This window comes from Marinobacter alexandrii (assembly GCA_039984955.1).
GTDB lineage: Bacteria > Bacteroidota > Bacteroidia > Cytophagales > Cyclobacteriaceae > Ekhidna.
On sequence record JBDWTN010000007.1, the window covers coordinates 1,689,580 to 1,701,515 of the forward strand.

Genomic DNA, 11,936 nt, shown 5'->3' on the forward strand with positions numbered 1-11,936 from the left:
CAAATACGGAATTCGTAAAAAGCTTATTCTTAGTTGCTGTAAAGTTCGAGTCTTGATTTTATACTTTCTTAGAGTCAAAGAAAAAGGAATTAGACTGCTTTTGCTACCTCTTTATATTGCATCTGATGAAGTTGCGCATAGAATCCATTTTTTTCAATCAATTGATCATGATTCCCTTGCTCTACGATTTCGCCCTTGTCCAATACAAGAATTTGCTTAGCATTCTGAATGGTAGATAATCTGTGAGCAATGACAATGGACGTTCTGCCATGCATCATTTTTTGAATAGCAGATTGTATCAACTCTTCGGTTTCAGTATCAACGGATGAAGTCGCTTCATCCAATACAATGATTTTTGGATCATAAACCATGGCCCGCACAAATGAAATCAATTGCCTTTGACCTACAGAAAGCGTTGCTCCTCGCTCCATCACATTGTAATCAAAGCCTCCAGGGAGTTTTTCAATGAATGGAAGGGCGCCTACCATTTCTGCAGCTTCTTTGACTTTTTCTCTTGAGATATTGGGATTTCTGAGCGTAATGTTATGGTAAATCGAATCTGAGAAGAGAAAAACGTCTTGCAATACCACCGCTATGTGATTCCGAAGATTTGCCAAATCATACTCTCTTACGTCCGTCCCATCTACGTATATGTGTCCTTTATTTATTTCATAAAATCGACTAAGAAGATTAATGACTGATGATTTTCCTGCTCCTGTTGCCCCAACTAGTGCAATGGTTTCTCCTGTATTGACTTCAAAAGAAATGTCCCGTAGCACATAATCTTCTTCTACATACGCGAACCACACGTTCTCGAATTTTACATCTCCTTTTAAATGTGCTGGACTGTGCTCTCCTCGATCCTCGATATGGTCCTCATTATCTAATAAATCTAGGATTCGATTGGAAGATACAATCCCCATTTGAAGCGTATTAAAACGATCCGCAATCATTCGTATCGGCCGAAAGAACATCTGCAGGTACAATATAAAGGCAATCAACATCCCAAATTCCATATTGCCCTGTATAAGTTGACCTCCTCCATACCATACAATCAAGCCAATTCCTGCAGCCTGAATCACCTCTGAAACGGGGAAGTAAATAGCATAGTAAAGCACAGAATTGATATTGGCTTTTCTATGCTCTTTGTTAATTTCTTTGAATTTTTCAAATTCACGCTTCTCACTGTTAAAAATTTGAACGATGTTCATGCCAGTGATATGCTCCTGCACAAATGAATTAAGGTTAGAGACAGCAGCACGTACCTCGTTAAAGGCCACTTTAATTTTTTCCTTGAAGATGTAAGTGGCAAAAAGGAGTATCGGAAGCAACGAAAGACTCACCAGTGTCAATGACCAGTTCATCCAAAACATGAAGCCCAGAATAACCATGAGTTGCATGACATCTGCTATAATTCCTGCAATCCCAGTACTGAACACCTCTGCAAGCGTTTCAATATCTGAAACATTTCTAGTGACGAGCCTTCCGATGGGAGTCTTGTCAAAAAAAGTGAGTTTCAAGCTTTGTATATGGCGATACAGCTTAATTCGAATGTCTTTGATGATGTTTTGTCCTAACCAACCTGAATAGAATGTATGAAGATATTGAACAATGGCCTGGATAACGAGCAAGCCAATCAATAGCATGATCATTTCAACCAGCCCTGGATAATCTCCTTTCGCAACATTGTTATCAATTGCCTTTTGAATAAGCATAGGCCTGAGGGGGCCGATAATACTTAATGAGACAGTAAGAAATATTAAAAAGTAAAAGACACCTTTATAGGGTTTAGCAAAAACGAATAAACGTCTCAGCACATTTAAGTCTACAATGTTTCCGCTTGCTTTTTCTTTTTCCAATGTGCTAGTCTAAATAAATTTCTTTTGGGTATACTACTTCCTGCAAAAAAAGCCCTTCCGCTGGAACTGCTCTCCCAGCTTTTTGTCGATCGTTGCTTTCCAAAATATCCCGTACACTATTCAAGGATTTTTTACCCAATCCAACGTCTATTAACGTCCCAACCACAGCTCTCACCATACCTCGCAAAAATCGATTTGCTGTAATTTCAAACAAATGATCCGATCCTGTTAGAACCCATTTGGCCTCAAAGATTTGACAGTTGAAGTTGTTTACCTCGGTATGAACCTTACTAAAGCACTCAAAGTTCTGCCATTTCTTAATTATTTCGCACGCTGAATTTATTTTCTCAACATTAAGTTGTGGATGATAGTAATAGGATACTCCTTTTTTAAAAGGGTTTTTGGCTTGATGAATGTGATAATGGTACGTTCTATGTGTAGCTTCAAATCGAGCACTTACATCATTTTTTACGGGCTTGATTTCATTTACAGAGATATCGCCATTCAAAAATGAGTTCAATTTGAATACCAATTTTACTGGATCTAATTCATCGGCATCAAAATGAGCGATCTGATGACTCGCATGGACGCCCGTATCAGTTCGCCCACTTCCTGTAATTGGTGTTTTAGATTTAAGAATAGTTGATAATGCTTTCTCTACTTCCTCCTGTACGGTTATCCCATTGGGCTGAATCTGCCAGCCATTAAAGTTGGTGCCCCTATAACTGATGTCCATGAAATATCTCACAGCGACAAATTTGTAGGATTCCTTCCATTTGATCATCGAATCCATTCATATTTGCAACTACATTGTTTCAATTAAAGTCATGCTGAATTTATTTCAGCATCTTTCCATTCAGAATTATCATAGATTCTAAATAATATAGAAATGCTTCAACGAGTACAGACCATTTTTATGACAATCGCTGCAATTGCCATGATTCTTATGTTATTTTTTCCTGTATGGGAAAAATCAGACGGCCAATTTGAAGCTGAAAAACGTGAGTATGCAATCATGGATGCATTTCAATTGCGATATGAGCAGCACATCACTGAGACTGGTGAAATTCAATTGTTAGGAACTCAGGATACCTTTCTGATTTCCATTGGCGGAGTGTTGGCAGCATTGGTCATGCTATTTTCTGTTACGCGGTACAAAAATCGCATGACACAAGTGAAACTCAATGCATTGTTTTCTCTGATCACTGCTGCTACATTGGTTGGAATCTACCTATACATAAGTAAAGCCAATGCCCTTTTTGACCCTACCGTACAAGGCACATTCCTGATAGGGTTTTACCTACCCATTGTCGCGATGCTCAACAACTTTCTAGCAAATCGTTTCATCCGAAAGGATGAGCAGTTGGTGAAGAGTGCGGATCGAATTAGGTAAACGTTGTGTAGCGGCCTTCAATTCAACCAAAAAGACACTAGTGTCCTGCCAACCTGTCAGTTTTCTTCCTCTGGAATAGAATTTGAGTTTAAGCACCGAATAACAACAAAAAATTGTAATCAGACAATGGCAGAGAAAGGTACAATCTCGATACACACGGAAAATATATTTCCGATCATCAAAAAATTCCTCTATTCCGATCATGAAATCTTCCTTCGCGAGCTGGTTTCTAATGCAGTAGATGCAACACAAAAAATCAAACAACTGGCTTCTCTGGGAGAGTACTCAGGTGAGCTCGGTGATTTAGCTGTCGAAGTGTCATTCGATAAGAAAAAGAAAACTATCACGATTTCTGATAATGGAATCGGGATGACTGAGGAGGAGATAAAGAAATACATCAACCAAATTGCATTCTCAGGTGCGACTGAGTTTGTAGAGAAGTACAAAGACAAAGCAGATAACCAACAAATCATTGGTCACTTCGGGCTTGGGTTTTACTCGGCTTTCATGGTAGCCAAAAAAGTGGAAATTAATACACTATCCCATCAAGATGGATCGGAATCTGCCAAGTGGATTTGTACAGGTGAGACTGACTTTGAAATCAAAAAAGGAACGCGTAAAAAAAGAGGAACAGATATCATCCTCCATGTAGCTGACGATTCTGAAGAGTTTCTAGAGGAGCCGAGATTGCAGGGCATTCTGGATAAATACTCCAAATTCCTTCCAATCCAAATAAAGTTCGGACAGAAAGAATCAAGTGTAGAGGATGGAAAGGACAAAGAAGGAAATCCAAAATACAAGACAGTCAAAGAGGATAATATCATTAATGATACTGCCCCAATTTGGACCAAGTCTCCAAGCGATCTGAAAGATCAGGATTACCTGGATTTCTATAAGACACTTTATCCATTCAGTGAAGATCCGCTTTTCTGGATTCACTTGAATGTGGATTATCCTTTCAATCTGACAGGTGTGCTATACTTCCCTAAGTTGAAAAAAGATTTTGATCTTCAGAAGAATAAAATTCAGTTGTATTCTCGTCAGGTGTTCATCACTGATGAGGTGAAGGATATCGTGCCTGAGTTCTTGCAGCTACTGCACGGTGTAATTGACTCCCCAGATATCCCGTTGAATGTATCTCGTAGCTACTTGCAGTCAGATTCCAATGTGAAGAAGATCAATGGATACATCACCAAGAAAGTAGCTGATAAACTAGCTGAACTATTTAAAGGGGATCGAAAAGGATACGAAGAGAAATGGGAAGATATTGGTGTGTTTGTGAAATACGGAATAATTTCTGAAGAAAAATTCGAGGAGAAAGCAAAGGATTTTGTGTTATTGAAGAACACAGAAAACAAGCATTTCACTACTGAGGAATATAAAAAGCACATTGAGGCCAATCAAACCAATAAGGATGGTAATGCGGTAGCACTGTATACTTCAAACCCTGAGGCGCAACATGGCTACATCGAAACTGCCAAGAAACGTAGTTACGATGTAATCGAGCTAACTGGGCCTATTGACAGTCACTTCATCAATCACCTGGAACAGAAGAATGAAAAATTCCAGCTACAACGTGTTGATGCTGATGTGATCGACAAACTCATAGACAAGGATGAGAAAAAGGAGTCTGTACTTTCTGAAAAAGAACAGGAAACCTTGAAAGAAATCTTTGATAAAGCAATCAATGACAAGAATAACAGTGTGAGCATTCAGCCCATGGCTACTGATGATCTTCCTGTAACTATTACACTTCCTGAGTTTATGCGTAGGATGAAAGACATGCAGGCAAGTGGTGGCGGCCCAATGATGTTTGGCGATATGCCAATGACCTTATCCGTTGCAGTAAATGCAAATCATGCCATGACCAAGAAGATCATGGAAGCAGACTCTGATGATGCAAAACAAAAGCTAGCAAAACAAGCGTATGATCTCGCTTTACTTGCGCAAGGCATGTTGCAAGGCAAAGACTTAACAGACTTTGTAAATCGTAGTGTGGAGTTGAGCTTAAACTAAAAAATCTTCATTCTTTAAGAACACAGAACCCACTCAATCGAGTGGGTTTTCTTTTATTGCTATTAATCTTTCTAATGCTCCTTTCAAGGTCAGGTAAGTAAAATCTTTTTGATCGTTGTAAGTAACGAAAGAAGTGTATTTGACAATAGTACCACTAGGACCAACGATGTATGTAAATGGGTAGAATTGAATATCGTAATCAGTTACAATATCCATAGCATCAGCAATGATTGGAAAAGTAACAAAGTCTTTTCCAAATAATCTATGATCCTCTTTTATAAAATATCGATCAAGAGAAGTAATCGAATCAAGATATATACTAAAAAACAAGACACCTTTTGTTTTGTATTCATCACTTAGCCTATTCAACAATGGCATTTCGTATATACAAGCGGAACATCTATCAGACCAAAAATTAAGTACTATTATTTTACCTCGAAGACTGTCTAAACAAACTTTATCACCTTTAGTAGTAGTTGCATTAATTGCAGGAGCAATGTCTCCAATAGACAGTGGATTAGTGAATGAAACACCTGAGAAGTTCATATAACCGAACTGCCATTCTTTCATATATTGAAGTTCTTGATCTAAATTTTCTTCCCCTATTAGTACTTCCTTCAGTATCCTATCATTCATAGTGTAAATGATTTTTATCTGATTTTCATTTCCCAACTCTTCTCCTAACCGACCTTCTCTGTCTAGAAATATTTGTTTATGCTCATTTACAATATCTGACGAAAAATGCTTTTCGAATCGTTTCTTCTTACCCGTAAGAATATATTTAACATGTGATAAAGGAGTTCCCCACCAATGAAAAAAAGGTGCAAGTAAATCAACTTCTTCCTGACCTATTTCATCTGATACAATGACATAAGTCTCAACCATTTTAGTAGTGTCGTACCCGATACTTTCTAGTTGCTCTTTTAGGTTTGTATACGAAAATCTCTGACTATACACATTACCAGTAAGTAGAAGAGCAACAGCTAGAATCAACAAACATCTCATCGTATTTTACTCTTTTAAATAATAAAATGAAAGATTTCCATTTACATAGACAGAGAAAATAAAGATAATTCACTTATATCTAGAACTTAAAACTCCTCACTAATTTGCCAATATGATCATCACATGGTTGCTACTTTTCTTAACCCCACCTCAAACCTCAGATGGATTCTCAGAGGATATCCTTAGAGGTCACAGATGCAGATTTGAATACATTGAAGATAGTGTAGGAATTAACATAGATCAAGTTCAGCAACCTGAATTTCAAGATCAATTTCTTCCAATGGATTCTCTTAAGAGAACCAAGAAGTTCCAACATTACTGGATGAAGATTTATGTGCCTGTTTTAGAAGACAGCACGACATACTACTTCAATCATTACGCTTGGTTTGATGAATTAGCTCTCTATTTTGCAAAGGGGCCTCCTCTTACCAAAAACTGGTATAAACCATCAGATACTTCACGATTTACTCCCGGAAGACGATATGTCTCATTAGAAAAAGATGACCTTTTTGAGGGAGGCTATTTCTACCTGAAGTGGTATAACTCCACTGATCGTTTTGATAGGCTTAACTTCCAAATTTTGAATGGAAAGGCTGTGTACACTTTCATTCATACCATAAGCGCAGATCAATTTGTAAGTTATGACATGTTCAATTTTTTATACCTGGGGGCAGTTTTCATTATTTTTCTCTATGTATTGACCACCTACTTCTACAACAGGGAACCTGTCTATCTGTACTACCTGGCTTATCTTTTTTCAGCAGGAATGTATCTTTTCTCTCGGTCAAACCTGGTATTGAACGATATTTTTTCACTTATCACACCTTATATACCCACCGTCCCTTATCACGCTAGGTACACTTTACAATACTGCATGCACCTGTCTTACTTATGGTTTGCAATGTCATTTTTGGATTTCAAAAAATACTATCCAGTCTTCTACAAAATAGGCAGGTATATGACGTATTTTTTCCTACTATGCATTGGAATAACATTTGTTTCTATTGAATTCTTCCCAAGAAATAAGGCATGGATATACATCTATGATATTGAGCGTCTGGTTGCAATCGTACTTACCATTGGTCTTCAAGTATATGTGTTCTTTAATAAAAAAGATCGCTTAGCAAATTTCATCATCGTTGGTTCAGCCTTTTTTATTGTTAGTGCACTTATTTCAATCATTGCTTTGGAAGTTTTCTACTTCCGGTTGGGAGTAATCATTGAGATCATCACATTCTCTTTGGGACTTGCTTACCGGTTAAGGCAATCAGAAAGTGCCAAAATCTCATTAGCGAAAGAAGTTGAAAGAGTCAAAATGATTGCTTTAAGAACGCAGATGAAACCCCATTTTCTATTCAATACCATTAATTCCATCAGAGCATTGATTTTGAAAGGAAGTAAGGAGGAAGCATATGAGCATTTAGCTGTTTTTTCTAAGCTCATTCGCTATGTATTAGAAAGTAGCGAGAGCGAATTAGTGCCCCTTAAGCAAGAACTTAAAATGCTGGATATCTACGTCGAGATGGAAAAAAGACGTCTGTCAAATGATTTTAACTACAAACAAATAATTGAACCTTCTGTAAATGAAGATACGACTTTGATACCACCCCTCATTCTTCAACCGTTTATTGAAAATTCCATTATTCATGGCTTATCTTCTAAAGAGGGACAAAAGAATCTTGAAGTTCAATTAACACGAGTTGATCATCAACTAAAATGCATAATCACAGATAATGGAGTCGGTCGTAGCTTTAAGAGCTCACGACTTGAATCTGTTGATAAAAAATCAATGGCCATAGACTTAACGGAAAAGAGAATAGCTCTACTGATGCAGGAAAAAACCTTCTCAAAAAGAAACCACGTTCAAATACGAGACATACGAGATGAAGAAGGGCAATCAGCTGGCACAGAAGTAAAGGTGACACTACCTTTGATATTAAGCCATGAAACTTAAAGCACTCCTCATTGATGACGAGCAGCACTGCCTCGATACCCTGTCTTATGATTTGGAGACCCACTGCTCCCATCAGGTAGATATTCAAGGAACTTCCAAAAATACAATGGAGGCAACTGCACAAATCAACAAGGTTAAGCCTGATCTCATTTTTCTTGACATAGAACTTCCAGGCATGAACGGAATTGAGTTTTTAGAGTCCATTGGAGAATTAGATTCTAAACTTGTTTTTACTACTGCGTATAGTCAGTATGCTTTGGAAGGATACAAGCATAACGCCTCTGGTTACTTACTCAAGCCAATTGATAAAGAGGAATTAATCAAAATCGTATCAAAGCTCTATGCTGAAAAGAAAAATGATCAATCAATCTTTAATGATCGGTTGACAATCAAAGATGCTCAAGGCACTGAATTTATCAAGCTTTCAGATATACGGTTATGTGAAGCGAGTAATAATTACACAATCATACATTTAACGGCAGGAGATAAAAAAACGGTTAGCAAGACCTTGAAGGCGGTACAATCAGAGCTCCCAACCAATCAGTTTGTCAGAATCCACCAATCCTACCTCATCAATATGCAGTGTGTTAAGAAATATTTGAGGATGGATGGAGGAACTATTGAATTAGATAACGGTGAACAATATCGATTGAGTAAAGGGTACAGAGAATCATTCCTTTCCATGATTCAGTAGGATCAGTTCTTAAGTAAGATTCAATACTCAAACAAAAGTGACGTCTACTCATCAAGTCTAGAAGGATACTCGAAGCGCATTGAGTTTCCATCACCTTCCTAATAGTTTTGGTGTGTTTAACCGTAAATTTTATTAAACATGAACACACAAAATTTTCTAAGAATCATTTCCATGATGGTCCTATTTATCTCCATAACTGCTATTAGTAGTTGTGGTTCTGATGATGAAGAAGCAGGTCCTGATGAGATAGTAAATGATGAAGTATCACTTGAATTCACTCTTGACGGCACGAAACAAACAGCAGTTTTTAATTCCGGAAGTTCTTTTCTAGCACTTTCTGATGGTGAATCTTCTGTTCTAAGTGGCAATGGATCATTAGTATCTGGTCAAAATTATGCCGTAGCTATTGCATTTGTAGGCACCTCGAATGGTACATATACACTTACTAACGCAGCTGGAGAAGATGATGAGAATACAAATGGAATGTCACTAATTATACTGAATGGTCAAAACTCAGTGGGGTATAATGCGAAAAATGTAACATTGGAAGTAACCAGTTACACAGTTATTTCACTCGGTCAAATTGTTGTAAAGGGTACATTCAGCGGAACACTAGAGAACGAGGACACACTAGAGGAAGTATCAATCACAAATGGATCTTTTGTGACTGGTTTTACCAGTTAAATAGACGCGGTTAAAAGCGGTTTCATTGAGCAATTAGTGGAGCCGTCTTTTAATTCCCGAATGAATCACAAGCGTAATCTCGTTTCCAATCATTGAATCCATCAGTCCAAAATCAAGCCCCACAGATTCGCGATCTATAACAACAGGTTCCGAAATCAGCTCATCATCAACTTTCATTAATGGAGTTTCAAATATTAATGGAAGCCCACGAATATGGGCTTCAACGGACATTATAAGAATACCCTCAGAAATTTCAATCTCCGCTACGAATGGAATGCTTGGATTTTCCTCCGCATTCAAGTACTGCTCGGTCAGGATCGTTCTATCACGCATAGAATTATCCGTATCAACACTTTTCACATCAATACGTCCTGTGATAATCCAACCTTTATCTTTTCTTTCGAACTTACCTTCGATATCACTAAACTGCCCCTCAACCTTCAGCGCACCTAAGTGCGAAATTTCAAAAGTTACAATTGCATCATCTAGATTAGGAGTCTGATTAAAGCAGACTCCTAGTAATAAAAAGGATAAGAACTTCATTGTTGAGCTAAGCCCAGTATTACAAAATCGATGTTCACTGAGTTATCAATAATAGTCATCCCGTTAGGTAATTTCATTTCTCGTCCTACATCAAAGGATGTCCGATCAATAGTTAGACTTCCCATAATTCCAACTGATTGCTTTTTGGTAGGGAGATCTATGGAAGGGCCAATAATGCTAACAGGACATTCTATTTCTTTTTTCACTCCATGAATTTCAAGTGTCCCTTTTGCTCTGTAATTGTCTTCTTCTCCAGTCAAAGAAGTCAATTCAAATTGGATTTCCGGGAATTCAGCTACATTAAGAAATGCAGCGCTTTTTATTGCATTTTCACCCGCCTCATTATTTGCCCTGTAGCTATCCGTTTTGATGGTAATAGAGGCCGTAGTTTTATTTAAATCTCCCTTTTCAAAAGTTACTTCACCACTGACATCACTAAATCTTCCTACTACTGGCACCACTCCAAATCGGATGACCTTAGACTGAAAAGAAGAGTGCCCCGCATCAACGACATATGTTTGAGCTGGAAGTGTCGCTACAATGGATATTAAAATCATGAATACCTTAAATCGAATTTTCATAGTTTTTTTTCATTCAAGGCTAGCCATTAAGCCAATCGAAATCGACAATTCCAATCGGGATTGCCGAATTAAGCTGTTTTTTTCATGTATCTGGAAGGAGTAGTTCCTTCGAATCGCTTAAATGCATTCACAAACGAAGTTTTGTTATTAAAGCCAGAATCATACGCAATTTGTAAAAGGGTATACTCAGGGTTTTTTTGAATTCTTTGCTTAGCCTCACGTACTCGATAGATATTGATCAAGTCAAAAAAGGTCGTATTGAGATATTGATTAATTAATTGAGATAATTGATGTGTATTGAGTTCTAAGGTCTCTGCCAAATCTTGAAGTTTCAGGCCTCTGATGAGATAAAGCTGTTCTTCCAAAATCACTTTGTGAATTTCGTCTTTATATTTTTCTGCTTCCTCCGCTTTTAGCCCACTTTTTTCATACTTCAATGTTGCAGCTGGACGCTCCCATTTCACTCCAGCCAACTTATACGAAACCAAATAAATCAATATCGATGAGGGCAATACATACAGATAGTCCATGTGCCTACGATAAATCTCTGTATAAAATAATATGGTCATAAACACCATTGCAAACACCCAAATAGTCACCAACCCAAACCACATAATACGCAACCAGCGAATGTCTTCTTCATTAATTGTAGACTGAGTTTTTTCAAGCTGCCCCTTGTAGTCTCCAATTGCATTATGTGACCTTATCAAGAAATAGAAGAGGTATAAAAATTGAAAAATGAATACGAAAGAGTAGGTATACTGAATCCAATTGATTTCATCCGGACGCTTATCAAACGGCGTTAGCATTCCATAGTGAACTTGGCGATAGCTAAGAAAATCTTGGAAAAAAACAGGGATAATAAGCGTGAAAATAATGAATGGAAGAAACCAAAGTCTGTAGGATTTTTCAGGTTTGTTTCCTGCCACGGATAAGATATATCCAAAAAACAATGGACCTATTAGCATCCAGGAGCCGAATCGACTTCCGTAGAATGACATCACACCCACATCAAACGGCCAGCGTATCGCAAGAAACTCAAGTTGCAACCAAAGAAGTGCTCCCATCAAACTCAGCAACCACTTGCCTTCAGGAGTTTTGTGATTTTTTTTGATTACGATCAAATTGATCACAAACAAACTGTGAGCAATACTTATGATTATAAGCAAGCTCCATATGTCTAAAGATTGAGGCATACCATGAAGTT

At 37.7% G+C, this 11,936-nt stretch carries 11 protein-coding genes; 5 read left to right on the forward strand and 6 right to left on the reverse strand.

What is annotated here, in order from left to right; all coding sequences use genetic code 11:
• Positions 1–89: 89 nt before the first annotated feature.
• Both ABJQ32_13810 and truA read right to left on the reverse strand, forming a co-directional pair.
• Positions 90–1,859, reverse strand: a complete 1,770-nt coding sequence (locus ABJQ32_13810) for an ABC transporter ATP-binding protein (GenBank protein MEP5290720.1) — start codon at positions 1,857–1,859, stop codon at positions 90–92.
• 4 nt (positions 1,860–1,863) lie between these two features.
• On the reverse strand, positions 1,864–2,643 hold the full coding sequence (truA, locus tag ABJQ32_13815; protein MEP5290721.1) for a tRNA pseudouridine(38-40) synthase TruA: 780 nt from the start codon (positions 2,641–2,643) through the stop codon (positions 1,864–1,866).
• Between the two features lie 105 nt (positions 2,644–2,748).
• Between truA and ABJQ32_13820 the strand changes: the two genes are divergently transcribed.
• Complete coding sequence (locus ABJQ32_13820; protein ID MEP5290722.1) at positions 2,749–3,252, forward strand: DUF4293 domain-containing protein; 504 nt, start codon at positions 2,749–2,751, stop codon at positions 3,250–3,252.
• A gap of 126 nt (positions 3,253–3,378) precedes the next feature.
• Positions 3,379–5,268 (forward strand): molecular chaperone HtpG, encoded by a 1,890-nt coding sequence (htpG, locus tag ABJQ32_13825; GenBank protein MEP5290723.1) that lies wholly within the window; start codon positions 3,379–3,381, stop codon positions 5,266–5,268.
• Between the two features lie 33 nt (positions 5,269–5,301).
• Here htpG and ABJQ32_13830 read toward each other — a convergent pair whose 3' ends face one another.
• Positions 5,302–6,273, reverse strand: coding sequence for a TlpA disulfide reductase family protein (locus tag ABJQ32_13830; GenBank protein ID MEP5290724.1), 972 nt, complete (start codon positions 6,271–6,273; stop codon positions 5,302–5,304).
• 112 nt (positions 6,274–6,385) lie between these two features.
• Here ABJQ32_13830 and ABJQ32_13835 point away from each other — a divergent pair, with 112 nt between their 5' ends.
• The 3 genes from ABJQ32_13835 (at position 6,386) to ABJQ32_13845 (ending at position 9,605) form a co-directional block, all read left to right on the forward strand.
• Positions 6,386–8,227: a histidine kinase gene (locus ABJQ32_13835; GenBank protein ID MEP5290725.1), complete on the forward strand. Its 1,842-nt coding sequence runs from the start codon at positions 6,386–6,388 to the stop codon at positions 8,225–8,227.
• Positions 8,217–8,921, forward strand: a complete 705-nt coding sequence (locus ABJQ32_13840) for a LytTR family DNA-binding domain-containing protein (protein MEP5290726.1) — start codon at positions 8,217–8,219, stop codon at positions 8,919–8,921. Before ABJQ32_13835 ends, ABJQ32_13840 begins: the two co-directional genes overlap by 11 nt.
• A 138-nt stretch (positions 8,922–9,059) precedes the next feature.
• Complete coding sequence (locus ABJQ32_13845; protein MEP5290727.1) at positions 9,060–9,605, forward strand: hypothetical protein; 546 nt, start codon at positions 9,060–9,062, stop codon at positions 9,603–9,605.
• 33 nt (positions 9,606–9,638) lie between these two features.
• Here the strand turns inward: ABJQ32_13845 and ABJQ32_13850 are convergent, their stop codons facing one another.
• The 3 genes from ABJQ32_13850 to ABJQ32_13860 form a co-directional block, all read right to left on the reverse strand.
• Positions 9,639–10,148, reverse strand: coding sequence for a YceI family protein (locus ABJQ32_13850; protein MEP5290728.1), 510 nt, complete (start codon positions 10,146–10,148; stop codon positions 9,639–9,641).
• Complete coding sequence (locus tag ABJQ32_13855) at positions 10,145–10,729, reverse strand: YceI family protein (protein ID MEP5290729.1); 585 nt, start codon at positions 10,727–10,729, stop codon at positions 10,145–10,147. Before ABJQ32_13855 ends, ABJQ32_13850 begins: the two co-directional genes overlap by 4 nt.
• Positions 10,730–10,797: 68 nt before the next feature.
• Positions 10,798–11,925 (reverse strand): helix-turn-helix domain-containing protein, encoded by a 1,128-nt coding sequence (locus ABJQ32_13860; protein ID MEP5290730.1) that lies wholly within the window; start codon positions 11,923–11,925, stop codon positions 10,798–10,800.
• Between the last annotated feature and the right edge of the window lie 11 nt (positions 11,926–11,936).

Coding starts and splice junctions, on each gene's coding strand:
- ABJQ32_13845 (MEP5290727.1), top strand. CDS start 9,060: ATGAACACACAAAATTTTCTAAGAATCATTTCCATGATGGTCCTATTT.
- truA (MEP5290721.1), bottom strand. CDS start 2,643: ATGATCAAATGGAAGGAATCCTACAAATTTGTCGCTGTGAGATATTTC.
- ABJQ32_13855 (MEP5290729.1), bottom strand. CDS start 10,729: ATGAAAATTCGATTTAAGGTATTCATGATTTTAATATCCATTGTAGCG.
- ABJQ32_13840 (MEP5290726.1), top strand. CDS start 8,217: ATGAAACTTAAAGCACTCCTCATTGATGACGAGCAGCACTGCCTCGAT.
- ABJQ32_13820 (MEP5290722.1), top strand. CDS start 2,749: ATGCTTCAACGAGTACAGACCATTTTTATGACAATCGCTGCAATTGCC.
- ABJQ32_13860 (MEP5290730.1), bottom strand. CDS start 11,925: ATGCCTCAATCTTTAGACATATGGAGCTTGCTTATAATCATAAGTATT.
- ABJQ32_13830 (MEP5290724.1), bottom strand. CDS start 6,273: ATGAGATGTTTGTTGATTCTAGCTGTTGCTCTTCTACTTACTGGTAAT.
- ABJQ32_13835 (MEP5290725.1), top strand. CDS start 6,386: ATGATCATCACATGGTTGCTACTTTTCTTAACCCCACCTCAAACCTCA.
- htpG (MEP5290723.1), top strand. CDS start 3,379: ATGGCAGAGAAAGGTACAATCTCGATACACACGGAAAATATATTTCCG.
- ABJQ32_13850 (MEP5290728.1), bottom strand. CDS start 10,148: ATGAAGTTCTTATCCTTTTTATTACTAGGAGTCTGCTTTAATCAGACT.